25 protein-coding genes are annotated in these 24,196 nt (G+C 64.7%); 8 read left to right on the top strand and 17 right to left on the bottom strand.

Annotation, left to right across the window (positions count from 1 at the left end):
• Positions 1-23 precede the first annotated feature (23 nt).
• On the bottom strand, positions 24-1,193 hold the full coding sequence (locus C9424_RS08365; protein ID WP_116766415.1) for an alkaline phosphatase family protein: 1,170 nt from the start codon (positions 1,191-1,193) through the stop codon (positions 24-26).
• Positions 1,194-1,398: 205 nt separating this feature from the next.
• Here C9424_RS08365 and C9424_RS08370 point away from each other — a divergent pair, with 205 nt between their 5' ends.
• Positions 1,399-2,370 carry a magnesium transporter CorA family protein gene (locus C9424_RS08370; RefSeq protein WP_116766416.1) on the top strand — a complete coding sequence of 324 codons (972 nt, stop codon included), beginning with the start codon at positions 1,399-1,401 and terminating at the stop codon, positions 2,368-2,370.
• 11 nt (positions 2,371-2,381) lie between these two features.
• Here C9424_RS08370 and C9424_RS08375 read toward each other — a convergent pair whose 3' ends face one another.
• From C9424_RS08375 to C9424_RS08390, 4 genes are all read right to left on the bottom strand, one after another.
• Positions 2,382-2,906 carry a DUF2127 domain-containing protein gene (locus tag C9424_RS08375; RefSeq protein WP_116766417.1) on the bottom strand — a complete coding sequence of 175 codons (525 nt, stop codon included), beginning with the start codon at positions 2,904-2,906 and terminating at the stop codon, positions 2,382-2,384.
• Between the two features lie 31 nt (positions 2,907-2,937).
• Positions 2,938-3,573 (bottom strand): LysE family translocator, encoded by a 636-nt coding sequence (locus C9424_RS08380; RefSeq protein WP_116766478.1) that lies wholly within the window; start codon positions 3,571-3,573, stop codon positions 2,938-2,940.
• Between the two features lie 121 nt (positions 3,574-3,694).
• The gene (locus C9424_RS08385) at positions 3,695-3,931 is read right to left on the bottom strand and encodes a hypothetical protein (protein WP_116766418.1); all 237 of its coding nucleotides are present in this window, start codon (positions 3,929-3,931) and stop codon (positions 3,695-3,697) included.
• Positions 3,932-4,101: 170 nt separating this feature from the next.
• Positions 4,102-4,464: an ArsR/SmtB family transcription factor gene (locus C9424_RS08390; protein WP_116766419.1), complete on the bottom strand. Its 363-nt coding sequence runs from the start codon at positions 4,462-4,464 to the stop codon at positions 4,102-4,104.
• 348 nt (positions 4,465-4,812) lie between these two features.
• Between C9424_RS08390 and C9424_RS21890 the strand changes: the two genes are divergently transcribed.
• Complete coding sequence (locus tag C9424_RS21890) at positions 4,813-5,238, top strand: YegP family protein (RefSeq protein WP_272914143.1); 426 nt, start codon at positions 4,813-4,815, stop codon at positions 5,236-5,238.
• Positions 5,239-5,393: 155 nt separating this feature from the next.
• Positions 5,394-6,011, top strand: a complete 618-nt coding sequence (locus C9424_RS08400) for a TetR/AcrR family transcriptional regulator (protein ID WP_116766420.1) — start codon at positions 5,394-5,396, stop codon at positions 6,009-6,011.
• A 43-nt stretch (positions 6,012-6,054) separates the two neighbouring features.
• On the opposite strand, the gene C9424_RS08405 is transcribed toward C9424_RS08400, so the two are convergent.
• Positions 6,055-6,750, bottom strand: coding sequence for an HAD hydrolase-like protein (locus C9424_RS08405; RefSeq protein WP_116766421.1), 696 nt, complete (start codon positions 6,748-6,750; stop codon positions 6,055-6,057).
• 76 nt (positions 6,751-6,826) lie between these two features.
• Between C9424_RS08405 and C9424_RS08410 the strand changes: the two genes are divergently transcribed.
• Positions 6,827-7,294 carry an Lrp/AsnC family transcriptional regulator gene (locus C9424_RS08410; protein WP_116766422.1) on the top strand — a complete coding sequence of 156 codons (468 nt, stop codon included), beginning with the start codon at positions 6,827-6,829 and terminating at the stop codon, positions 7,292-7,294.
• Between the two features lie 5 nt (positions 7,295-7,299).
• Here C9424_RS08410 and C9424_RS08415 read toward each other — a convergent pair whose 3' ends face one another.
• The 3 genes from C9424_RS08415 to C9424_RS08425 all read right to left on the bottom strand — a co-directional run bounded on the left by C9424_RS08415 (position 7,300) and on the right by C9424_RS08425 (position 11,272).
• Positions 7,300-8,709 carry an aspartate ammonia-lyase gene (locus tag C9424_RS08415; protein WP_116766423.1) on the bottom strand — a complete coding sequence of 470 codons (1,410 nt, stop codon included), beginning with the start codon at positions 8,707-8,709 and terminating at the stop codon, positions 7,300-7,302.
• Positions 8,710-8,814: 105 nt separating this feature from the next.
• On the bottom strand, positions 8,815-10,227 hold the full coding sequence (locus C9424_RS08420; protein ID WP_116766424.1) for an aldehyde dehydrogenase family protein: 1,413 nt from the start codon (positions 10,225-10,227) through the stop codon (positions 8,815-8,817).
• Positions 10,220-11,272 (bottom strand): homoserine dehydrogenase, encoded by a 1,053-nt coding sequence (locus tag C9424_RS08425; RefSeq protein ID WP_116766425.1) that lies wholly within the window; start codon positions 11,270-11,272, stop codon positions 10,220-10,222. The genes C9424_RS08420 and C9424_RS08425 overlap by 8 nt, the downstream gene beginning before the upstream one ends.
• A gap of 301 nt (positions 11,273-11,573) precedes the next feature.
• Between C9424_RS08425 and C9424_RS08430 the strand changes: the two genes are divergently transcribed.
• From C9424_RS08430 to C9424_RS08440, 3 genes are all read left to right on the top strand, one after another.
• Positions 11,574-13,013, top strand: a complete 1,440-nt coding sequence (locus C9424_RS08430) for an amino acid permease (protein WP_116766426.1) — start codon at positions 11,574-11,576, stop codon at positions 13,011-13,013.
• A gap of 81 nt (positions 13,014-13,094) precedes the next feature.
• The gene (gene alr, locus C9424_RS08435) at positions 13,095-14,258 is read left to right on the top strand and encodes an alanine racemase (RefSeq protein WP_116766427.1); all 1,164 of its coding nucleotides are present in this window, start codon (positions 13,095-13,097) and stop codon (positions 14,256-14,258) included.
• A 37-nt stretch (positions 14,259-14,295) separates the two neighbouring features.
• The gene (locus C9424_RS08440) at positions 14,296-15,096 is read left to right on the top strand and encodes an IclR family transcriptional regulator (protein WP_116766428.1); all 801 of its coding nucleotides are present in this window, start codon (positions 14,296-14,298) and stop codon (positions 15,094-15,096) included.
• Here C9424_RS08440 and C9424_RS08445 read toward each other — a convergent pair.
• From C9424_RS08445 to C9424_RS08455, 3 genes are read right to left on the bottom strand one after another with little or no spacing between them, the layout of a single operon-like run.
• Positions 15,093-15,869, bottom strand: coding sequence for an IclR family transcriptional regulator (locus C9424_RS08445; protein ID WP_116766429.1), 777 nt, complete (start codon positions 15,867-15,869; stop codon positions 15,093-15,095). The genes C9424_RS08440 and C9424_RS08445 overlap by 4 nt on opposite strands.
• Before the next feature lie 32 nt (positions 15,870-15,901).
• On the bottom strand, positions 15,902-16,654 hold the full coding sequence (locus C9424_RS08450; RefSeq protein WP_116766430.1) for a cyclase family protein: 753 nt from the start codon (positions 16,652-16,654) through the stop codon (positions 15,902-15,904).
• Complete coding sequence (locus C9424_RS08455) at positions 16,651-17,100, bottom strand: hypothetical protein (protein WP_116766431.1); 450 nt, start codon at positions 17,098-17,100, stop codon at positions 16,651-16,653. Before C9424_RS08455 ends, C9424_RS08450 begins: the two co-directional genes overlap by 4 nt.
• A gap of 205 nt (positions 17,101-17,305) precedes the next feature.
• On the opposite strand from C9424_RS08455, the gene mmuM reads away from it, so the two are divergent.
• Positions 17,306-18,274, top strand: coding sequence for a homocysteine S-methyltransferase (mmuM, locus tag C9424_RS08460; protein ID WP_116766432.1), 969 nt, complete (start codon positions 17,306-17,308; stop codon positions 18,272-18,274).
• Positions 18,275-18,299: 25 nt separating this feature from the next.
• Here mmuM and C9424_RS08465 read toward each other — a convergent pair whose 3' ends face one another.
• From C9424_RS08465 to hpaE, 5 genes are all read right to left on the bottom strand, one after another.
• A complete protein-coding gene (locus tag C9424_RS08465) occupies positions 18,300-19,808 on the bottom strand; it encodes an NAD-dependent succinate-semialdehyde dehydrogenase (protein WP_116766433.1) in 1,509 nt (502 codons plus the stop codon).
• A gap of 19 nt (positions 19,809-19,827) precedes the next feature.
• Entirely contained in the window at positions 19,828-20,661 is an 834-nt protein-coding gene (locus C9424_RS08470) for an HpcH/HpaI aldolase family protein (protein ID WP_202615814.1), read from the bottom strand.
• Complete coding sequence (gene hpaH / locus C9424_RS08475) at positions 20,646-21,431, bottom strand: 2-oxo-hept-4-ene-1,7-dioate hydratase (protein WP_116766434.1); 786 nt, start codon at positions 21,429-21,431, stop codon at positions 20,646-20,648. The genes C9424_RS08470 and hpaH overlap by 16 nt, the downstream gene beginning before the upstream one ends.
• A gap of 104 nt (positions 21,432-21,535) precedes the next feature.
• Entirely contained in the window at positions 21,536-22,624 is a 1,089-nt protein-coding gene (hpaD, locus tag C9424_RS08480) for a 3,4-dihydroxyphenylacetate 2,3-dioxygenase (protein ID WP_116766435.1), read from the bottom strand.
• A gap of 49 nt (positions 22,625-22,673) precedes the next feature.
• Positions 22,674-24,188 (bottom strand): 5-carboxymethyl-2-hydroxymuconate semialdehyde dehydrogenase, encoded by a 1,515-nt coding sequence (gene hpaE, locus C9424_RS08485; RefSeq protein ID WP_116766436.1) that lies wholly within the window; start codon positions 24,186-24,188, stop codon positions 22,674-22,676.
• Positions 24,189-24,196: the final 8 nt, after the last annotated feature.

The following is a 24,196-nucleotide window of genomic DNA, read 5'->3' on the forward strand; positions in this document are numbered from 1 at the left end:
TTCGCATGGTCAGCGGCCGGGGGTCAGCGACCGGCGTCGCGCCCGTCGGTCCATACGTCAGCCCCGAATCCGGCGAGCCCGGGAGTTCCTGCATAGCCGAGGTAGGGCAGCGCGAACAGGTCTTCGATGCTTTTCAGGAGCGAGTAGTGGTTATACGGTGTGGAGCTCGTCGTCCCGGGACGGACGAAGGGCGAGAGCACCAGCGCGCCGATGCGTCCGCCGCCCTTGCCGTTGCCGGGGCCGGCCGCAAACGTGCCATCCTTCGCGGCCGACGGCGGCAGGCCGGGCGCGGCAACGTTGGGGCCGGAGGGCTCGTTACAGCAGGCGCTGGTGTCGCCGTCGGCCTCATCGTTGACGATGATGATGGCACCGCTTTCCTGAAATGCGGGAGATGCCGAGATCAGGGACACCCAGGTGCGCAGCCAGGCATCCTCCGCCGCGGGACCGGCAGGCTGGCCGTCGCAGTTCTGGTTATGTCCGTCATTGCACAGGCTGGGGGAGATGAACGACAGGTTGGGGGTGGTTGAGACGGCCGTCAGATCCTGGGGCAGCCGGGCCAGGGACCCGACATTCGCGGCGCACGCCGCGGTTCCTGCCACTGACGCGAAATACAGGAACGGGTTGTGACGGGCCGTGTAGGCATCCCCGGCCGTGGCTTCCTGCGTCAGGTCCGTGGATCCGGGACCCAGGGAGGGCTTCCCGCAGACGGCTTCTTCCCGCCCCGGGACATTGCCCATGTCCTCCATGTAGCCCTTCCAGGTCAGGTTCCGTGCCGCGAGCTGGCCCGCCAGGGTGGGCACCGACGCCGGAAAGATGCAGCCGGCGTCGGACTTGACCTGCCCGAAGCGTTCCGCGGACGGGTGCACCATGTCCGTGTAGGCCGTGCAGTCCATCTGGATGTCGGGGCTCGGAGCGACACCGCCCAGCATGGCCAGGTAATTTCCCAGGCTGTAGTGCGCGGTCCCGTAGTACTGGTCCAGCAAAACGCCCTGGCCGCGAAGCGTTTGGGCCAGATACGGAAGGCGCGAATTTGGCCCGAACGACTGCGCGTAGGATGCGTTCTCAAGCACAATCACGAACACGTGGCGGACAGGCGAAAGACGGCCGGCCGGCCTGTCCGGTTGGCTGACGCCGGCCCCGAGGATCACAAGGAGGACCACGGCGATGCAAAGGAACGCTCGTCTTCGGTTCATCAGACCCGGATTCCCTTCCCGGCGAACACATACTCCCGCGCCGGATCCGGCGTGCCTCCGGTGCCCGTTCCTGCGGACGGTATGTCACGCCGGTCCATAAACAGAATAGACACGGGCCCCACTCCCCGGACAGGCCCGGGCGCGCCGAGCCGGCGTGTTTACGACGTTGAGGATGTTCGGAGGCAGCTCCCGTAGCATGACGCGGATGGTATTCATACGGCTGTACCGCGAAGGAAAACTTGAACGCGACGACGTCAGCGCCCACGAGATCGAGGCCCTGGCGCACCAGGACGACGTGGTGCTGTGGATCGATTTCACGGACCCGACGGCGGATGACCTTCTGGGTGTCGAGACGGTGTACGGGTTTCACCGCCTCGCCGTTGAGGATGCCGTCCATGATTTCCAGCGGCCCAAGCTGGACCGCTACGCCAACCACCTGTTCCTGTCGGCCTATCAGGCGGGGCTGCGGCCCGGCAGCGGGGAAGTGGAAATTGCCGAGGTCTCGGCATTCGTGACCCGGAACGCCCTCGTGACCGTGCACGGGCCAGGGTTTGATACGGACAAACTGATGGCGCACTGGGATGCCGAGACGGACCTGGCCGCACACGGGGTGCCTTTCCTGTTCTGGGGCCTCCTGGACATGATCGTGGACGGGCACTTCGACGCCGTGCAGGAACTGGACGGCTACATCGACGCCCTTGAAGAATCGCTCTTCGATGACCACTCACCCGACCACGACCTGCAGCGAAAGACCTTCGAGCTGCGCAAGAACCTGGTCCGGCTCCGCCGGGTGGTCCTGCCCATGCGCGAAGTCCTCAACACCCTCCTCCGGCGGGACGACCTCGTCGGCTGCAGCCCCGCCATGCAGCCGTTCCTGCAGGACGTCTACGACCACGTGCTGCGGGCCACGGAATGGACGGAGTCGCTCCGTGACCTGGTCACGACCATTCTGGAGACCCACATCAGTATTCAGGGGAACCAGATGAACCTGGTCATGAAAAAGGTCACCAGTTGGGCCGCGATCATCGCCGTACCCACCGCGGTCACGGGGTTCTTCGGGCAGAACGTGCCGTTTTTCGGCTTCCAGAGCGATTACGGTCTCTGGTTGTCCACCGCATTGATGGTCGCCGGATCAGTGTTCCTGTATCTGGGGTTCAAGAGGCGGGACTGGATCTAGATCAGCCAGTGTTATGTCTGGCGCGCAGCGTTGCCGGCGGGGGTGTTCGCGTTGCGGGTGCGGTGGGCCCTGTATTCGTGCCAGGTGAGCCAGACGATGAAGATATCGAAGGCTGTCAGGAGGGCTAGCCCCCAAGAGAAGGCAACCAGGAGTTCATAACTTTGGTAGAGGATGAAGGCCATCAGGAAGGCAATCATCCACGGATAAGCCCACATTTTATCCTTGAGCACCGCCCAGACCAGGACCACCTTCACCGCTCCGTGCAACAGCAGGTAGATGGCGCCGAAGAGGGTCGCCGAGACGGTCATGGTCCCGGCCCAGTGCACCAAGGTGGTGGCAACGAGATCATGCGGATCTTCGGAGAGTTCGTGCTGTGTCAGTAACCGGACCCAGGCGCCGATCTGCGCGGGGGAGACCAGCAGGAGAAGAATTCCTCCCACGAGTTCCAAGAGTCCGTCAAGGCCTTTGAGAATCAGGCTGATCCTGAAGGTCTTGTCCAGCAACGTCCTGTCGGTACTGCCTTTAGCCAACGTCACCTCAAACCCCCGGCACGCACTTCCGGCGCGGCTACGAGCTGGCGCTGGATGCCAGCACGCCCAGGCCGAGCGCGGCGATGATGCCGCTGCTGCCGCGTTCGAGCCAACTGCTCACCCGGGGGCGCTGCAGCCAGGCCATGGCCTTCGCCGCCGCGATGGATACGGCCGCCAGATAGAGGAACCCGATGGCGCTTTCGATGGCACCCAACACCATGGCGGTGTCCAGCGTGTTGCCGCCGTGCGGAATGAACTGCGGCACGACGGCGAGGTAGAACAGGCCCACCTTGGGGTTGAGCAGCGTGGAGAGGCCGCCGGCGCCGAACCCTGCCCGCCGGCTGTAGCTTCGGCGGGGAGTGTGGCCGGCCGTCGCGGAGGACTTTGTGCGGCGGGCCCGGATCAGCGAAGAAATTCCCAAGTACAGCAGGTACAGCCCGCCCGCGATCTTCAGCCAGCGGAACACTTCCGCGGATTCCTCCAGGACGGCGGCGAGCCCCACGCCCACCAGCGCGGCCCAGACCATGGATGCCACGGCCGAGCCGAGCGCGGCGGCAAGGCCGGCCCCGGCACTCTGCAGCGAGATCCGCAGCACCAGGAACGTATCCGGGCCGGGGGTGACGGAGAGCAGGAGGCACAGCCCGGCAAAGGCCAGCAGGGTCACGAGGGTCATGAGCACCATTGTCCGGGTGCCGGCCGTCGGGGCGCAACGGCGGCAACGCCCGGCCCGGATGAGAGGCCCGGGAAGGCAGCATGCGTTCCGGCGTTCCGAATATGTGTGGGGCGGGTGACGCTCACTGCGTCATATTCGGCGCCTGCAACGCCGGTCCCGGGTAGGTGACTGCGTCGGCGGCGTCCAGGACCTCCAGCGCCGTGAGGTGTGCCGCGGCGGCCACGTCCCTTATGGACTTGCCGTGTGTGACTGCCGCGGCGACGGCGGACTGCAGGTTGGCCGCGTTCTCCTCGCTGGTTCTGGATGTCTCAAGCCGGGCGGCAGCCGCTTCCACAGCCAGGATTTCACTATCGATCACCGGTTGTCCTCCAGTCCCGTCCCTGCCTCGTTGCAGTTGTGCCGGGAAGCGATTCGTGCCCGATGACGGGCCGCACCCGGCGGTCAGGAAAGGATATCGAACGTTGGACCAGTCTGTCTCGCGTCTGTGTCGAAACCGCGGGGCGGCCGCTCGTCTCGGCACGCCGGTATCTACAGGATCGCGTCGTCCGTTGAGGTTTCGCCGTGAGGGAGGCTCAACCGGGCGGTGCGAAGGAGGGTTCCGAGCAAGGAGCGGGCGTCGCCCAGCAAGGTGTTCACTTCGGGGCAGGCAAGCTCATAAAACAGCCGCCCGTCCCGCCGGGTCGGGAGAATCAGGTGCTGGCGGCGCAGCACACCGAGATGCTGGGACAGATTGGAGGGTTCGAGGCCGGTGTTGTGGCGCAGCGTGCTGACGGCCACTGGGCCGTCAGCGAGCATTTCCAGGAGCTGGATCCGTGCTGGGTGCCCCATCGCCTTGAAGAGGTCGGCCTTCACATCGGACAGGACAAGGCCTGCAGGCAATCCGTCCGCCATGGGGGCCTTCTCCTTCGCATCCAATACTCACGGCCCAAGGCCCGTGCCGGACCTGGTCCGAGGAAATTAGCACACGCGAGACAGAAAAGTCTGTCTCCCACTCGTCCGGGCGGGCCCGCTCGAACATACATCGTAGCGTCGGACTGCCGTCGTGTCGCCGCCGGCGGCAGGTGTGTGGGCGCCCCTTGCGCAGACGGCGGGGGTAGTTCAGACTTTCATGAATTCATCAATCCGATCCGGCCCTCTGCTAGCGGCCGGCGTCCTACAGGTGGATTCAGGCTGCCTCCGGTGACAACGGCGTCACCGGAGCAGAATGATCCCAACTTTCAGGAGGGTTCAATGGCAGGAATGTTCGAACTGTTCACCGGCTCCGATGCTTCCTATCGATTTCGTTTGACTGCCCCGGACGGGACGGTGATGGCGCTCTCCAGATCATTCCCCGACAAGCCGTCCGCAGTGGCAGGAATCGCCGCGGTACGTGAGTACGCCGGAATGGGGCTGGTTTGTGAAATCCCGGCACCGGGAGACGACGGCGTAAACGAACCCGCGGCGGTCCAGGTTCCTTCGGGGGCAGCTGCACAGAACCGAGTCCGGCAGGAGAGCCCGGCCGCTGATGGAGCATCCGGGACCCGTGCCCGGCTGCCACGCATCCGTATCCCTTCCGCCGCACATTTTCTTGGCGGGCGGGCCGTTGCCCGGAATCACCAGATGATAATGCGGTGGCGCCGAGCCCCGGAAACGGCAGCCGCCCCGGCCGGGCTGAGCCCTTGCTGAACCCCGGATTCTCCCGTGCCATCCACGGGAGGGACGTCCGGGTATTTACCCGGCCTTGTACCGCATGAGGCCGGGGCTCGACTCTTTGGACGATGGAGGCCCGACTTACGACACAGCAGTCCGCTCCGCGGGTCCGGTGTAAAATTTCTTCCACAATGACCGCCAACGAAGCTGCCAGTCCCACGTTGTTGCCCGCCGCGGCGATGGCCGGTCGCGATGATCCAGTGGACCGCATTCTCTCCACCGCCTACGAACTGTTCTCCCGCCGCGGCATCCGCGACGTCGGGGTTAACGAGCTGATCGACAGCTCAGGCGTCTCAAAAGCAACGTTCTACCGGCACTTTCCATCCAAGGACGCGCTGGTGCTTGCCTTCCTGGAGCTGCGCGACCAGGTGTGGACCGTGGACCTCATCGTGGCCGAGGCCAGGCGCCGCGGCACCACCGCCGAGGAACGGCTGCTCGCCGTCTTTGACGTGTTCGGGGACTGGTTCAAGCGGGAAGACTTCGAGGCGTGCACGTTTATCAACGTCCTGTTGGAGATGGGACCAGGGCACCCCTTGGGGATGGCAAGCATCGGATATCTCAGCCGGATCAGGGACCACATCCAGGCTCTGGCCGAGGAAGCCGGGCTGAACCGCCCCGAGGACTTTGCCCGTTCCTGGCACATCCTGATGAAGGGCTCCATCATCTCGGCGACAGAAGGCGACATCCTGGCTTCCAAGCGGGCGCAGCAAATGGCCCGCTGGCTGATCGAACACCACCGGAGCCTGTAACCGGCGATCCGCTCGTTGCCAAGCCCCGCACTACGGGCGCCCTTCATGTGTGGTCGTGATTCAGGAGCAGTGGCAGCAGGGCCTCGGGGGAGGCAGCGACGGCGGCCGCTTGTGAAGCTTCCCCGGCGTCCCCATACCCCCAGAGTGCGAATATCGTGGGGATGCCGTGTTTGGCTGCCCCCGCGACGTCGTAGCTTCGGTCTCCGACCATTGCGGGACGGGAGATGTCTACGCCTTCGCGTTGGAGCCGGAGCAGCAATTCGGCGATGACCTCCGCCTTGCTCGCTCTTCCATCGGAGTCCGACGCCCCGCATACGTTGATGAAGTGGCGCTCAATCCCAAACCGTCGTGCAAGTCGTACTGCTTGGTCTTCCACCTTGGAAGTGGCTACGGCCATAGGAATACCGGCCGTGTGCAGGTGCTCAAGCAAGTCTTTGATCCCGTCGTATGGACTGGACTGTTCAGCGCCATGAGCGGCATACGCCTTGCGGTAATGTTGGAGGGCCTTTTGGGCGGATTCTTCGTCCAACTGTGAGACTGTTCTGAAGGACTCGATCATCGGCGGGCCGACGAACCGGCGCAGAGTGTCCATCGCCGGGATCGGCGCACCTACAGCTGCCAGGGCCTGGGCAGCACTTGCTGTCACGCCGGGAGCCGAATCCAGGAGCGTGCCGTCCATGTCGAACAAGATGCAGCTAACGCCAGTGAGAGAGGGACGGGCCTGGTGCAGAGGTGTCATTTTTTCGCAGGCTTTCGGTCTTGATATTGGTTCCGTTCCGGCAGTGCCCGGGGGATTGTTGCGGTGAAGGGTAGGCGTGGATCGAGTGAGTCTTGATCAGATTGATCAGAGGATTCTTGCGGAGCTCACTAAGAACGCCCGCATGAGCCATGCGGAGCTGGCGACCAAGGTCCTCCTGTCGAGAAATGCCGTTCGCCAGCGGATCGAACGGATGGAGCGGCAGGGGTATATCCAGGGGTACACGATTGTTGCCGGGCCGCCGGGTCAGGGTCCGGTGTCCGCCTTCCTGATGGTTTACAGGAAGGACCGGGTGCGGGGGTCGGACGTCATCACCGTCCTGCGGTCGATTCCGGAGGTGGTTCTGTGTGATGTCGTGAGCGGTGACTTTGACCTGTTGGTCCGGGTCGAGGCCCGGTCGCTGGAAAGGGTTCAGGAGATCTGGGAGCAGATCGCGGCAATTCCCGGCGTGACGGACACGGTGACGGCCATGACGCTTTCGAGTCTCATCAGGCGCGGGACCGGAGGGGTCCGCGCCAGCGAGTGACGTGATCAGACGCCGGACATGTCCGCAGTTCTGACAGGCAGCACGGCGGATTCAAGCAGTAACTGAGCTGCGTCCCGGTCCATGAGGTTCCTGCTGGTGACGATGTCCAGGATGGCGGACCCGTCCTGGAGGGCTTCCTTGGCCACCGCCGCAGCGGCGGCATACCCGATGGCCGGTATCAAGGCTGTTGCGAGGCCTGCCGAGGCGGCCGCCTGGCGGGCGAGGCGTCCGGTGTTCGCTTCAATGCCTTCCATGCAGTACCGACGGAGAACGCGTGATCCTTGTTCGAGCCACGAAATGCTCTGAAGAAGGACATGGGCAATGACAGGTTCGAAGGCATTGAGCTGGAGCTGGCCGTTGTCTGCAGCCATCGTCACGGTGGTGTCAGCTCCGGCCACTGCGAAGGCAATCTGGTTCATGGTCTCCGGGATGACAGGGTTGACCTTTCCCGGCATGATTGATGACCCGGCCTGGCGCGGAGGCAGGATAATTTCGCCGAAGCCGTTCTGTGGACCGCTCGACAGCAGCCGGAGGTCGCTGCTGATTTTGGAGAGCTTGATGGCCGTGCGTTTCAGCATGCCTGACATGTGCATGAAAACGCCGACGTCGGACGTGGCTTCGATGAGATCAGCGGCGGGAAAGACCGGGACGCCGGACACTTCGGACAGTGCCCGAAGGACGAGTTGTTGATATCCAGGTTCGGCGGTGATGCCCGTCCCGATGGCGGTGGCACCGAGGCTGCACTCGAGCATCAGCGCTGTGGATTCCATTAGCCTGCAGCGGTCTTCTTCCAGCGTCGCGGCGAAGGCATTGAACTCCTGCCCAAGGGTCATCGGGACGGCGTCCTGGAGCTGTGTCCTGCCCATCTTCACGACGTCGGCGAATTCGGCGCCCTTGTTGCGGGCGGATTCGGCAAGTTTCCCCAACTCCCGGTTGAGTTCTGCAGTAGCGAAATTCAGAGCCAGCTTGATCGCCGTGGGATAGGTGTCATTTGTGGATTGGCACCGGTTGACGTGGTCAATGGGGTGCAGGTGCTGGTATTCACCGCGGCGGTGGCCCAGTTTTTCCAGCGCAAGGTTCGCGATCACCTCGTTGGCATTCATGTTCGTGCTGGTGCCTGCACCGCCCTGGATGACGTCCACGCAGAATTGTTCGTGGTGATGTCCGTCCTGGATTTCCTGGCATGCTTCGCGGATCGCTGTCGCTTCACGCGGGTTGAGGATGCCGAGTTCGCAGTTGGCCTGCGCCGCAGCGTTCTTGATCATCGCCAGGGCACGCACCAGATGGGGGTGGCGGGAGACGGGAATACCGCTGATGGTGAAGTTCTCCAAGGCGCGGGCGGTGTGTGCCCCCCAATAGGCTGTGGCCGGTACGGGAACGTTCCCGAGCGAATCCGTCTCGATGCGGGTGGTCATGGGTTTCGATCCTCTGCGTGAAAGTGTGGGTGGTGGGGTAGTTGTGTGCCGCATACTCGGAGGAAGCGGAGGGGCGCAAGGGCCGGCCGCGCCCCTCCGCTTCGATCATTTCTTGATGCAGATGACCTTTGGCTGGGTCATCTCCTCATACGCGAAATGGACGCCCTCCCTGCCCATGCTCCCGTACTTGGCGCCGCCGAACGGCATGCCGTCGAACCGGTAGTCCGAGGAATCGTTGATCATGACGCCGCCTGCTTCGAGGCGGTGGGCTGCCTCCATGGCCTTGGCCAGGGAGTCGGTGAATATGCCGGCGTGGAGACTGAAATCGATGGCGTTGGCGACTTCGATGGCCTCTTCGAAGGTGTTGAATTTTCGAAGCATGACCACCGGCCCGAAAACTTCCTCCGTCCACAACCGGCTGTCTTCCGGGACGGCTTCCAGAACGGTCGGGTGAAGCACGTTACCGTCCGTGACATTGCCTGCGAGAAGGACAGCGCCGGCGTCGAGGGCCTCGTCAAGCTTGGACTGCAACCCGTGCACGGCAGCGGGGCTGATCATCGGCCCGACATCCGTCAGTTCATCCAGTGGATCTCCGGTAACCAACTGTGCCGTTGCCTCCAGGAAGCGCCGGCGGAACGCGCTGTACACCGGGGCGGCTACCAGGATCCGCTGCACTCCCACACAGTTCTGCCCGGCGGCCCAAAACGCTCCGGAGACGCAGGATTCCACTGCGTTCTCGATGTGGGCGTCGTCTAGGACGATCACGGGAGCGTTTCCGCCAAGGTCCATGGAAAGCTTCTTCAGGCCCGCGGTGCGGGCGATACTCTCACCCGTGGAGAACCCACCGGTGAAGGACACCATTCTTACGTCCCGGGACCTGATGATTGCTTCGGCAACTTCCCGGTCGCCGTGAACAATCGTGAGGGCTTCCGTCGGGAGCCCGGAGTTCACGAGGGCGTCCGTGAGCATCTGGGCCGATAGGGGCGTGAGTGCAGAGGGTTTGAGGATCACGGCGTTTCCTCCCGCGATTGCGGGCCCGATTTTGTGTGCCACCAGGTTGAGGGGGTCGTTGAACGGAGTGATCGCGGCAATGATGCCCAAGGGCTCGCGCGAGTACCACCCGGTGCGGTCCTCTGAGCCCTCGTACGAGTCAAAAGGGATGACTTCGCCAGCGTTCCGGCGTGCTTCGGCAGCGGAGAGGCGGAGCGTGTTGACTGCGCGCAGTACTTCCTTCCGGGCCTGACGGATCGTTTTGCCGGCTTCGGACACAATGGTTTGCGCGAACTCCTCGTTGCGCCTCTCGATCTCAGTTGCGGCGCCGTCCAGTATCTTCCCGCGTGCGTTGCGGGACAGTGCCCGTGCTTTCCGGGCGCCGATGCGAGCCGTTTCGATCACGGCTTTGCCGGCAGTGGATTCGGTCAGCGAAACCGCGCCGATCACTCTGCCGTCAAAGGGGCTCGTCACATCGCGGAACTGCGGCAGCGCGGTTTCTGTCGAACACAGTGTGGATTCAGGCATTTGCAACTACTCCCGTCCTGGCTGCGTGCATGGCGATGATGTCAGAGAGCAGAGCGTAGGCGGTCTCCACACGGCCGGCCCCCGGTCCTGAGACCGTCACTGCGCCCAGAAGGTCGGTGTCGAAGGACACGGCATTGGTCGCGCCGGAAACCCCTGCCAGCCCATGGTCGAGGGGGAGTGCTACGGGGGATACGCCTGCCGTCACTGACCCGTCCGGGTTCCGCCGTGCTGCACCGACGAGCTTCCACCGGCGTCCCTCGCTGGCTGCCTTCCGGATATTCTCCGGCGTCACGGCCGAAATCCCCTGTCGCTGGACGTCCTTGAGTTCTATGCCTGCATCGAGCAGCTCGTTGGCGAGGATGAGGACCTTGAGCTGAACGTCGTACCCCTCGATGTCTGCCGCGGGGTTTGCCTCGGCATAGCCGAGGTCCTGTGCCTCACCGATGGCAGCGTCGAGGCCCAGTCCGGCCTCCATCCGTCCGAGCACATAGTTGCTGGTGCCGTTGAGGATGCCTTCGAAGCCGTTCAGCTTCAGCCCCTCGAACATCTTCTTGGCGAGGCGGATGACGGGGGTGCCGCTCATGACGGCACCCTCGAACTCGAAGTGCACGCCGTTCTGTTCGGCCAGGGCGGTCAGCTCGGCGCCGCGGAGGGCAACGGGGCCCTTGTTCGTCGTACAGACGCTCTTGCCGGATTCGAGTGCCCACCGCACGTGCGAAACTGCTGGCTCGCCGTCGTCGGGATTCGTGAACGTGGCCTCGCAGATGATGTCAGCGGTGCAGCTGCGGATAACTGATTCGTTATTGGTGTCCGTGGATCCGCCGTACTTGGCGAAGGTTTCGCTGCCGCCGTCCAATTTGAGGGCGATGGAGAGGTCGATGCCCTCGGGCTGGACCAGGGAGCCCAGACGCAGGTCGGTGATGGCCACGACCCGCAGGCCGAAGCCCAGATCGGTGTGAAGTGTCTCGCCGCGTGTTGCGATCAGTTCGGCCAGCGTCCTGTTAACGCCGCCAAAGCCGATCAGCGCAATGTCGTAGGTGGTCATGGTGCTCCTTCAATCAGTTACATCGGTCCTCCAATGCTGTCTGCATTCCATGTCCGTCAGTGCATGTGATTGTGACCGAAAAACAGGGCGAATTGACCATCTGACTGCCGATTCGGCATCTACACCTCGAGGTAACCTGCGTGCAACATAGGCATGTTTAAATGTTTTTAATGACCAAAGAGTGGTTTTCGTGTTACTTTCATCACTATCGGTGCTGCGCAGCTCGAGGCGGCCTGTCCCGCACGCCGGGGCGTCGGGCGCACCCTTCGCATCAGACCTGTCCACTCATCCGGGAGAAACCATGGAACCCTCATCGTCCGTCCAGCTAGAACCACAGCCCACGATTCCCCCGTCGACCGACTCCGGGCTCCGGCGGTCCATGGGGGCGCGGCATCTGGTCATGATCGCCATGGGTGGGGTGATCGGCTCCGGGCTGTTCCTGAGCTCGGGCTACACCATTTCTCAGGCCGGGCCCCTCGGGGCTGTCATCGCCTATCTCATCGGCGCCTTTGTTGTGTACCTGGTGATGGCGTGCCTCGGCGAACTGGCCATCGCATATCCGGTCTCAGGCGCCTTCCATATCTACGCGGCGAGGTCGATCGGGCCGGCCACCGGGTTCACCACCGCCTGGCTCTACTGGCTGTGCTGGGCAGTGGCCATCGGATCGGAGTTCACGGCCTCCGGTCTCCTCATGCAGCGGTGGTTCCCGGGTGTTGACGTCTGGGTCTGGTGCGTCATCTTCGCCGCGGTCCTCTTCGGCTTCAACGCCGTTTCGTCGAAGTTCTTTGGCGAGTCCGAGTTCTGGTTCGCCATCGTGAAGGTGGGCGCCATCCTGGTCCTCATCGTTTTCGGCGGCGCGGCGCTGCTCGGCTTCCACCCGCTCAGCGAGGGGGCAAACCACCCTTTCCTGTTTGAGAACTTCAACACCTCCGGCGGTCTCTTCCCCAATGGTTTCGCCGGTGTCCTGGTCACTGCACTGGCAGTTTTCTACGCCTTCTCCGGCTCTGAACTCATCGGCGTGGCAGCGGGCGAAACGGCCGATCCCGCCACCAGCATCCCCAAAGCGATGCGCAGCACAGTAATCCGTCTGCTGATCTTCTTCGTCGGGGCAATCGCTGTCATCGCCGCCACCATCCCCTTCGAGCAGGTCGGACTGGATGAGAGCCCGTTCGTGACGGTCTTCTCATCCATCGGCATTCCCTTTGCCGCCGACATCATGAACTTCGTCATCATCACTGCACTCCTCTCGGCCGGAAACAGCGGGCTCTTCTCCTGCGCGCGGATGCTCTACTCCCTTGCCGACGAGGGGCATGCCCCCCGGGCGCTGAAGAAGCTGACGCGGCGGGGGATCCCCATGACCGCGCTATCGGTGAGCATGCTCGGCGGCCTGGCGTCACTGATCAGCAGCGTCGTGGCGCCCGAAACGGTATATCTGGCTCTCGTCTCTGTGGCGGGTTTCGCCGTCGTCGGGGTCTGGATGTCCATCACCGCCTCGCATTTTTTCCACAGGAGGTCCTTCGTCAAGAACGGCGGCGATGTGGCTGCCCTTCCGTACAAGGCCCCGCTGTTCCCGCTGGTGCCGATCCTGGCCTTCTCGCTTTGCCTCATTTCCCTCGTCGGCATCGCCTTTGACCCGAACCAGGTAGCAGCCCTCTATTTCGGTGTTGCATTTGTTGGCGCCTGCTACGCCTTCTTCTACTTCAAATACGGACGCAAGACGCGCACCGACCAGCTGTCCTGACGCCATCATCAACCAACGCCTACTCAGCTTCACGGCCGGGGACTCTCGTCCCCGGCCGTGAAGCTGTTCAACGGATAAACCATGACTTCACAAGACCTGATGCACCACATGCGCAGTTCGGGCCAGGACGCCGGCAGCTGGCTGGAGATTGACGCCGCCGCTTTCGAGTCAAACGTCCGGAACCTCCTGACCATGATCGATGACACTGCGCTCCTGTGTGCAGTGGTCAAGTCCAATGCCTACGGGCACGGAGCTGGGCTATTGCTGCCGTCTCTTGTTCATCTAGGCGTTCCCTTCGTGGGAGTGGGAAGCAACGAAGAGGCTGCCATCGCACGCCGCTGCGGTTTTACGGGACGGATCCTGCGTGTCCGGGCCGCGGCGCCGCAAGAGATCAAGGCCGGTCTGCGGCACGACATCGAAGAACTCCTTTCCGACCCGCGGAGCGCGTGGGAGATGCACAAGATCGCTGCCGAAGCCGGGAAGCTGGTCCGCATCCACCTCGATATCAACTCTTCCGGCATCAGCAGGCACAGCCTCGACGTCTCGTCCGCACTTGGGCGCGCCTCTGCGGTCGCGATCGTGAGCCACCCTGGACTTCAACTGGCCGGGATCATGACCCATTTCCCCAAGGACGACAACGGCCATATTGAAACAGCTCTTGAGCGATTTAAAAGCCAAGCGTTAACGCTGCTCCACCTGACCGGGACTCCGCGGGAGGGCGTGCTGCTCCACTGTGCCAATTCCTACGCCGCCCTGCACGTGCGCGGCTCGTGGCTGGACATGGTCCGTGCCGGGGCAGTCCTCTACGGCGATTCGGATCCGAGAGCAGGGCACTTCCAACGGTGCCTGGCCTTCAAGGCCCGGATCGCGTCCATCAACAGCTACGCAGCCGGAACTAAGGTCGGCTACGGGCTAACCCGCACCCTGAACCGGGATTCCAAGCTGGCGACAGTCACAGCAGGATACGGAGACGGCTACCGGCGGGCACTCGCCCGCCAAGGCGGCGTCCTTGTCCGGGGACGCCGCGCCGCCATTGTCGACGTCGTTTCGATGAATTCCATGGTTGTCGACGTCACCGACGTGGCGGACGTTTCCCCTGGAGACGAAGTCGTGCTGTTCGGGCGGCAGGGAAGCGCAGAAATCGCTCCCGCTGAACTGGAAGCAGCGAATTCAGCGATACTCGCGGACCTCTACACCGTGTGGGCACAAGGAAACCGCGTCCTGGTCAACGATGGACACATGTGAGAATAGGCGTAGTTATCGGGCGGAAGGAGCATGGAGCATGGATTCTTCCTCGGAAGCGTCGTCCATGGCCCAAGGGCTTCGAATAGTTCGGCTGGTCGCAGACCGGGAGAAGTGGGGCAGGCGGCTTCTCGGCGTTTCCCAGCTCGCATCCGAGCTGGACATGGAACAAAGCCGTGTCTCCCGGCTGACGCAGGAATTGTGCGAGCTGGGACTGCTGGAACGTGTCGAACGCGGACCTTTCCGAACCGGCCCGCGCTTTTTCAGCCTTGCCGCAGCGCTGAATGCCGGCTGGGTCCGCGAATCAAGAACCGAACTTGAGGCCTTGGTGGCTTCTTTCGGCCTGAGAGCGAGAGTTTCCGTCCGCGAGGGCTTCCGCGTCATTCTCCTGCGTGCCTCCAGCAATGACGCGGTCCCCGGAAGCTTCGTGAAACCCGGCATGGTGACGCCCGTATGGTGTACCGGGTCCGGCCGGGCGCTGCTGTGGGACGAGCAGCAGCCAGCCGTTCAAGCCCTCCTCCAGGACGTCAACTTCATCGGAGTGGGCGGTCCGGGAGCGGCACATTCGCCCCAGGAAGTCGCCGAACTGATGGACCGCGACAGGGCCCGGGGCTTCATTGTCGCGGAGGAAGAATTCGAGCACGGAGTCTACGAACTCGCTGTGCCGGTCCGCACTGCTGAGGGATCCATTCTTGCCGCGCTCAGCGTCCTGGGCAGCCGGGCTGAGATCGCGTCCGGCATCGATGACATTGTCAAGGCCCTCACGGCCGCGGCCGAACGGCTGGGATCCTGCGAGGGCCGCATCCGGGGCGCCGCGGGCCGGAAGGACCGTGCCGGCTAGAGGTGGTTCTCCGGTACCGCATGGCCTAGCGCCGACTCGAGCCACTTTCCCCAAGACCTGAGAGCTGTGGCGCAGAACTCCCGCTTTGGCTCCAAGCGTGCCTTTGGGCCCACGACCTGAAGGGCTGCCACCACGTCGCCTTTGAAGTCGTGAATCGGAACGGCCAGGGAGTACAGCCCTGGCTCGGCTTCCTCGTCGACAATGGAATACCCCCGGTGCCGCGCACCGCGCAGTCGTGTCAGGAAGTCCTCGACGTCAAGGGGAGTATTGGGGCCATGGCGCACAAAGGGAACGCCGGAGAATATGGTTTGGACCTCGGCGTCCGACGCTTCCCACAGCAGTGCCTGGCCGGCATCACTGCAAAAGGCCGGGTAGGGCCGGCCAAGCCAGGAACCGACCATGTTGCTGCTTTCCGGAACACGCTCACCGATGGTGACCGTACTGTCGCCGCGCAGAATGCCAAGGAAGCATCCCTCATCAGTTTCACCCGCCAGGCCTTCCAGGGCGGTCACACCATCGGTCTGCAGCCGTTGGTCTGTCAATAGCTGTGCGTCTGTCAGCAGCGACCAATCCAGGGTGTAGGACCGGTGGTCTCCGCGTGCCAGAAACCCCTCCTGCTCGGCGGTCCGCAGGCTGCGCGAAACCTGGCTGCGGTCCTTACCCAGGTCGGCTGCTATGTCAGCGACCGTTCCGCCGGGCAGGCCTCCTGCGCTGCGGGCGCCCACCGCTAGGACAGCCATGATTCCCCGGCCCATGCTGGACGTCTTAGACATGGAACCGATTCTAGTCAATGGACGAACGTGTCCTAGTGGATGGCGAAGACCCGGGCCGGAAAACCGCTGCCTTGCAGCGGCTTCGGCCAGCTCGCAACGAGGGCTGCGCCCGCTTCCGGAAGTCCCTCCAGATTTGCCATCAGCTCGATCTGCCACCGGTTCTGCGCCAGGACATACGTCTCCAGGCTGAAATCCTGGCGGGACGTCGCACTCCCCGGGTCCGTGTCCGTCTGTTCATGGCCGACTGCAGTCACCGAGCGCTCCTCGATCAGGAAAGAGAGGACTTCCTGCGACCACCCCGGCGTGTGGCTGACACCCTCATCATCCCTGTTTGCCATGGCGCCAGTGTCGGGCCAACGGTGACTCCACCCTGTCCGCAATGCCACAAAGGACCCGGGCGCGATGGCACCATTGCGGCGCTCCCACGCCTGAACGTCCTCGATCGTGGGGGTGGCGTCCGCATTGGCGGTGACCCGAGAGGTGATGTCCAGGACGACCAGCGGAAGGACCATCTCCTCGACAGGGATCTGGTCCAGGGTTCGTCCCCCGCGGATGAAATGCGAGGGAGGGTCAACGTGTGTTCCCCATTGGCCGATGATCGAATAACGGTGAGCGGTGAACCCGTCGCCCCTGTCCAGATCGAAAACGGTCTCCCGGGTTTCGTCGGGGAATGCCGGGAAATGCGGCTGGCCGGGGTGAAAGGCGTGCGTGAGGTCGGTAAAGGACCTGCCTGCGAGCAGCGACTGCAAGCCGTCCCAAAGTCCGGTCGTTGCTGCTTCAATCATGATGCGGCCTCGCACTCAAGGACTGCCGGAAGGGCAGTGCTGGAGACGCTGATGGGCCCTGCCAGTTCGATGACCGGTACTTCCCAGGGGTGGATCTCCACGATGTGCTCCAGGAACCGTTCCACGGCAGCGTCATCGAGCGCGGCATCGAAATACGTCGTGCAGACAAAGGTAGGCGAAATTGTCCGCTGGCCCACTTGCCCCAAAGTAGGGTTGGCGCCTTCCGTGCAGGTGAATCCCTCGAAACCCAGGCCGGATTCGAAGACATGCCGGTAGTTGCCAAAGTCCCCTAAGTCGGGGGAATCCGACAAAGCCTGTAGCAGGGCCGCGATGCCCGCTTCATCCGTGAATGCTTCCACGTCGCCAGTCGCGAGCCGTGAGAAGGTTTCCGGCGCTATGGGCCAATGCACGCGCAGCTTGCGGACTGATTTCATTTCAATTTTCACGGGAAGCCTCTTCCTGAGCGGGTCGCAAAACGTGTTTGACAGCCATCGTGGCATAGAGTGATGGTCATTACAAGCATTAAAAAATGCTTATTACGCACACTACTCGGACGGAGGTCGCTACCTTGTGCTACGTTTCATTGCCGGACCAAGAGGTGCACGCCCGGCCGGCAGGCAAGAACGACCCGAACCGCTTGGAGCCCTAACGATGCCCACTGATACCAAGCTTTCACGCATGCTCGACGCCGGAGCGAACCTGACGGTGGACGGTGCACTCGCCACCGAGCTTGAAGCGCATGGCTGCGACCTGGGAGACCCCTTGTGGTCGGCGAAAGTCCTTCTGGAGCAACCCCAGCTCATCAAACGCGTACACCGCGATTACTTCCGCGCCGGAGCCGCCGTCGCCATCACGGCGAGCTATCAGGCCACACCCCTGGGTTTTGCACGGCGCGGCATTGGCGAGGAAGAGGCCCTGGAACGGGTGGCATTGAGTGTGCGCCTGGCCGACGAGGCGCGCCGCGAGTATCTGGCCGAAAACCCGGATTCGGGCCCCCTGCTGATTGCAGGATCGGTCGGGCCCTACGGCGCGTACCTCGCGGACGGATCCGAATACCGGGGTGACTACGTTCTCAGCCGAAACGAGTTCCTGGAGTTCCACCGGCCTCGGATCGCGGCGCTGGTGGAGGCGGGAGTGGACCTCCTTGCCTGTGAGACGCTGCCTTCACTGGCTGAGGCCGAGGCCCTGTTGACACTCATAGGGGAGTTCGACGTCGAATCCTGGCTCTCCTTCACGCTCCGGGACGGAGGGCACATCAGCGACGGTACGCCGCTGGCTCACGTGGCAACGCTCTCCCGGGCGCAACCGCTCGTGGCGGCAATCGGCGTGAACTGTGTGCCGCTGGAGCTGGTCTCGCCTTCCTTGGAGGCACTGGGCAAAGCCACCGATACGCCCCTCATCGCCTATCCAAATTCGGGCGAAAGCTACGACGCAGTCACCAAGACATGGCGGCCGGCCGCGACGGCGCACCCCCTAGCGGGACCCGGTAGTAAACAGCCCTCAAGCCTTGCGGAAGGAACCCCCATCTGGCGTGAACTTGGCGCCCGGCTCGTTGGCGGGTGCTGTCGAACTACCCCGGCGGACATTGCCGCCGTGGCCAGGCTGTCAGTAAGTCCCTAAAGGGGCCGGCAATGGCTGCCCCGCGTCATCCCTTGGCAGCCCAGGGGTCGGCGATGCCGATGTATTGGGTGGTGGTGTATTCGGCGATGCCTTCGGAGCCGCCCTCGCGGCCCAGGCCGGATTGTTTGACGCCGCCGAAGGGGGCGGCGGCGTTGGAGATGACGCCGGCGTTGAAGCCAACCATGCCGAATTCGATCTGTTCCGCGACGCGCAGGAGCCGGTTGAAGTCGCGGCTGTAGACGTAGGAGGCCAGTCCGTATTCGGTGGCGTTGGCCAGCCGAATCGCGTCCTCTTCGGTGGCGAAGGTGGTCACGGGGGCGACGGGGCCGAAGATTTCCTGGCGGAGGATTTCGGCGTCGTTGGGGACGTTGGCGAGCACGGTGGGCCGGTAGAAGTAGCCGGGACCGTCCACGGGGGAACCGCCGGTGACCGCTGTGGCCCCGGCGTCGACGGCGGCGGTCACCAGGGCGTGGACGTCGTCGCGGGCGCCGGCGTCGATGAGCGGGCCCACCGTGGTGTCCGGTTCGGTGCCGCGGCCGGTGGTCAGGGCGCCCATGGCGGCGGCGAACTTGCGGGTGAATTCCTGGGCCACGGATGCCTGGACGAGGAAGCGGTTGGCGGCGGTGCAGGCCTCGCCCATGTTGCGCATCTTCGCGGCCATCGCGCCCTCGACCGCGGCGTCGAGGTCGGCGTCCTCGAAGACGATGAACGGGGCGTTGCCGCCGAGCTCCATCGAGGTGCGCAGCACATTTTGGGCGGCGTCGGCCATGAGGCGCTTGCCCACCGGGGTGGAACCGGTGAAGGAGACCTTCCGGAGCCGGGAATCGGCGAGCAGCGGCCCGGAGATCCCGGCGGCGCTGGAGGAGGCCACAACGTTCAGGACCCCGGCGGGCAGGCCGGCGTCGAGCATGGTCTTTGCGAAGAGCTGGGCGGTCAACGGAGTGAGCTTGGCCGGTTTAAGGACCATGGTGCAGCCGGCGGCGACGGCGGGCGCGACCTTGCGGGTGGCCATCGCGAGGGGGAAGTTCCAGGGCGTGATGAGCAGGCACGGCCCCACGGGCTTTTTCTGCACCAGGATCTTGTTCCTGCCTTCGGGGGTGGTGAGGTAGCGGCCGTAGTCGCGGACCGTCTCCTCGGAGAACCAGCGCAGGAACTCGGCGCCGTAGGCCACCTCGCCGCGGGCCTCGGCCAGCGGCTTGCCCATTTCCAGGGTCATGAGCAGGGCGAAGTCCTCGGCGCGCTCGGTCACCAGGTCAAAGGCGCGGCGCAGGATTTCGGCGCGTTCACGGGGTGCCGTCCGGGCCCAGGCGGCCTGGGCCTTGTCGGCGGCGTCGAGCGCGGCGAGGGCGTCCTCGCTCGTCGCGGAGGCGAGCGTGGCGAGGACCTCGCCGGTGGCGGGGTCGTGGACGTCGAACGTGCCGCCGTCGGACGCGTCACGCCACTGGCCGTTAATCAGCAGGCCGGTAGGCACGGAAGCGAGCAGAAATGCCTCGCGCTCGGGTGAGATGGCAGGGGTGATCGCGGAAACAGTCATGAGGAGGTCCTAAAGGGAGTCAGTAGCTGGTCGGGGTTTCGGCAGGGCCAATCACCGGGTCCGGCGGGATGTATTGGGCCGCAAGGGCTTCGGAGCCGCGGGCCAGCAGGGCGACGTCGGCGCCCACCAGCACGAAGGCGGCACCGGCGGCCAGGTAGGCGCGGGCCGTGGGCGGGTTGAAGGCGTTTACGCCGGCGGGTTTTCCGGCCGCTGTGGCGGCGGCAATGCAGTGTTCGACGGCGGCGCGCACCCGGGGGTGTTCCTGCTGGCCGAGCAGTCCCAGGGAGGCGGCGAGGTCGGAGGGGCCCAGGAAGATCGCATCTACGCCGTCCACAGCCAGGATCTCCTCCACGGCCGCGACCGCGGCTTCGGATTCGATCTGCACCGTGAGGCTGACGGTGTCCGAGGCGCGGGCGAGGTAGTCCGGGACCCTGTTCCAGCGCGCGGCCCGGGCCAGGGCGGAGCCGACGCCGCGGACCCCGTGGGGCGGGTAGCGGGTGGCGGCCACGGCGGCTTCGGCGTCGGCGGCCGAGTTCACCATGGGGATCAGCAGGTTCTGCACGCCCAGGTCCAGGTACTGCTTGATGAGGACGGTGTCGTTCACGGGCGGCCGGACCAGGACCTGGACCGGGTAGCCGTGCACGGCCTGCAGCTGGGCGAGGATGGATTCGAGTCCGTTGGGGCTGTGTTCGGCGTCGATGAGGAGCCAGTCCAGGCCGGAGCCGGCGCAGAGTTCGGCCATCAGGGGGCTGCCGGAGCAGACCCACATTCCGGCCAGGGGGCGGCCGGCAGCGCCGGTTTGGTTGCGCAGGGCGTCCCGGAAGGTTTCATCTGGTTTTACTCGAAGCGGCATGTTACGACTCCCAGGGGTCCGTAGTCGGCGTGGACGGTATCTCCCTTGTACACCCAGAGGGGCCGGGTGAAGGAGCCGGCGAGGATGATGTCGCCGGCCTTCATGCCGTCTCCGTGGGCGGCGATCTTGTTGGCCAGCCAGTGCACCCCGTTGGCGGGGTGGTCCAGGACGCCGGCGGCGACGCCGGTTTCCTCGACGGTCTGGTTCTTGTAGAGGATGGCGGAGACCCAGCGGAGGTCGACGGCGTCGGGCTTCACCGGGCGGCCGCCGACCACCATGGCACCCATGGCGGCGTTGTCGGCGATGGTGTCCACGATCGTCCGGCCCTCCATTTCGATCCGGGAGTCCAGGATCTCCAGGGCCGGGACCACGTAGTCGGTGGCGTTCAGGACGTCGAAGATGGTGCAACCGGGGCCGGCGAGGTCCTTCTTCAGCACGAACGCCAGTTCCACTTCCACACGGGGGTGGGTGTAGCGGTCCCAGCCCACGGAGCAGCCGGTTTCCAGGACCATGTCATCGAAGATGGCGCCGTAGTCCGGCTCGGTGATGCCGGTCGCGGCCTGCATGGCTTTGGATGTGAGCCCGATTTTGCGGCCCACGAGCCTGCGCCCGGCGGCCTCGTTGCGGCGCCGCCACAGCTGCTGGACGGCGTAGGAGTCCTCCACCGTCATGCCAGGGTAGCGGGCGGTCAGGCGGGCGACAGGGGTCCGGGACCGGCCGGCTTCCAGCAGTTCGTCAGCGATCGCCTCGATCGTCGCGGGGTCAAGCATTCGGGTGCTCCTCAGGTTCTCGGGCGGTATGGGGGGACGGCCGGGGCCGGTCCCGCGCCTGTCGGAGGCGGGACCGGCCGCGCGGGCCAGGGTTTACAGCCGCGTTAGAGCTGGGCGCCGAGCTTGAACCCGGTCTTCTCCCCGGCGTGGCCGTCCTCGTCCTTGCGGGTGTAGGAGAACCCGTCGGCGCCCACGGTCACGGCCATCTCGCTCTTTTCCTCGCGGACGATGACGGGCTGGGGGTTGCCGTCGAGGTCCAGGACCAGGGAGGCCTCGGTGTACCAGGACGGGACCACGGGGTTGCCCCACCAGTCGCGGCGCTGGTTGTCGTGCACGTCCCAGGTGATGGTGGGGTTGTCCGGGTCGCCGGTGTAGTAGTCCTGGGTGTAGATCTCCACGCGGTGGCCGTCCGGGTCCAGGATGTAGAGGTAGAAGGCGTTGGAGACGCCGTGCCGGCCGGGGCCGCGCTCGATCCTGTCGGAGATGCGCAGGGCGCCCATCTTGTCGCAGATCTGGATGATGTTGTGCTTCTCGTGGGTGGCGAACGCGACGTGGTGCATGCGCGGGCCGTTGCCGCCGGTCAGGGCGGTGTCGTGCACGGTCTGCTTGCGGTGCATCCAGGCGGCGTAGGTGACGCCGTCGGAGTCCTGGATGTCTTCGGAGACGCGGAAGCCGAGGTCCTCGAGGTACTTGCGGCCGCGCGGTACGTCGGGGGTGACCTGGTTGAAGTGGTCCAGGCGCACGAGCTCCCCGGCGGAGTAGAGGTCGTAGCGCTGGGTGAGGCGTTCCACGTGCTCCACCTCGTAAAAGAACTCGTAGGGGAAGCCCAGCGGGTCCTCGACGCGGACGGAGTCGCCGATGCCCTTGGTGAAGCCGTCCTTGCGGCGTTCGGTGCGGCAGCCCAGTTCCTTGTAGTAGGCCTCGGCGGCGTCCACCTCGGCGGGGGACTTCACCCGGTAGGCGAAGGCCGCGACGGCGGCGATGGGTCCCTTGCGGAGCACCAGGTTGTGGTGGATGAACTCCTCAAGCGAACGCAGGTAGATGGCGTTCTCGTCTTCCTCGGTGACGTGCAGGCCAAGGAGGTCCACGTAGAAGGCGCGGGATTTGGCGAGGTCGGTGACGACGATTTCCATATAGGCGCAGCGGACGATGTCCGGTGCCGGGACCGTGGGGGTGGGGACGAAGTTGGTCATGGTGTTCTCTCTTCTTTGAAAGGGGTCTGCTTGGCGCTGGCGTGAAAGCTTAGGCGCCGAATTTCGGGGTATGAACAGGGCCCAGGGTGATGTGGACGGCCTGCTGGTCGGTGTAGAAGTCGATGGAGCGGTAGCCGCCCTCGTGGCCCAGGCCCGAGGCCTTGACGCCGCCGAAGGGAGTGCGGAGGTCGCGGACGTTGTGGCTATTGAGCCAGACCATGCCGGCCTCGACGTTCTGGGAGAAGTTGTGCGCTCGGGTCAGGTTCTGAGTCCAGATGTAGGCCGCGAGCCCGTACCTGGTGTTGTTCGCCAGGGCCAGGGCTTCGTCGTCGGTGTCGAACGGGGTGATGGCGACGACGGGGCCGAAGATCTCCTCCTGGAAGATCCGCGCCTCCGGGGCGACGTCGGCGAACACCGTGGGGGCGATGTAGTTGCCCTCCGGGAGGTGGTCCGGGCGGCCGCCGCCGGCCAGCAGCCGGCCTTCGGACTTGCCGATTTCCACGTAGGAGGCCACCTTGGCGTAGTGCTCCGGGTGGACCAGGGCGCCGACCTCGGTCTTGGGGTCGTGCGGGTCACCGACCACGATGTTCCTGGCGCGGGCCGCGTACTTCTCGCAGAATTCCTCGTACACGGCGCGCTCCACCAGGATGCGGGAGCCGGCAGTGCAGCGTTCCCCGTTGAGCGAGAAGACGCCGAACAGGGCGGAGTCGATCGCGGCGTCGAGGTCGGCGTCGGCGAACACGACGCACGGGGACTTGCCGCCGAGCTCCATGGACAGGCCCTTGAGGTTGGCCGCGGCGTTGCGGAAGATCGTCTGGCCCGTGGTGGTCTCGCCGGTGAAGGAGATCAGCGGCACGTCCGGGTGCTTCACGAGCGCGTCGCCGGCTTCCTCGCCCAGGCCATTGACCAGGTTGAACACGCCGTCCGGGAGCCCGGCGTCCTTGAAGATCGTCGCCCACAGCGAGGCCGAGAGCGGGGTGAATTCGGCCGGCTTGAGCACCACGGTGTTGCCGGTGGCCAGCGCCGGGGCGAGCTTCCAGGACTCGAGCATGAAGGGCGTGTTCCACGGCGTGATGAGGCCGGCGACGCCGATCGGCTTGCGGTTGACGTAGTTGATCTGGGCGCCGGGGACCTTCATGGCGTCGTCGAACTGGGCCACGATCAGGTCCGCGAAGAAGCGGAAGTTCTCGGCCGCGCGGAGCGCCTGGCCTTTGGCCTGGGTGATCGGCAGGCCGGTGTCAAAGGTCTCGAGCTCGGCGAGGCGTGCCTCCTGGGCTTCGACGGCGTCGGCGATCCGGTTCAGGACGCGGGCCCGCTCGCGGGGCTTCATCTTCGGCCATGGGCCGTTGGTGAACGCTTTGCGGGCGGCGGCGACGGCGAGGTCGATGTCTTCCTTCTGCCCGGCGGCGGCGGTGGCGTAGTTGGTGTTGGAAACCGGGTCGAGGACATCGAAGGTCGCCCCGCCCACGGAATCAACGAATTCGCCGTTGATGTAGTGCTGGATGTGGGTGGGAAGGTCCTGCGGAACGTAATGGGTCCGGGTTTCTGCGGCAGGGAACGTCATTGTTGTCT

Source organism: Arthrobacter sp. H-02-3 (genome assembly GCF_003097355.1).
GTDB classification, from domain to species: Bacteria; Actinomycetota; Actinomycetes; order Actinomycetales; family Micrococcaceae; genus Arthrobacter; species Arthrobacter humicola.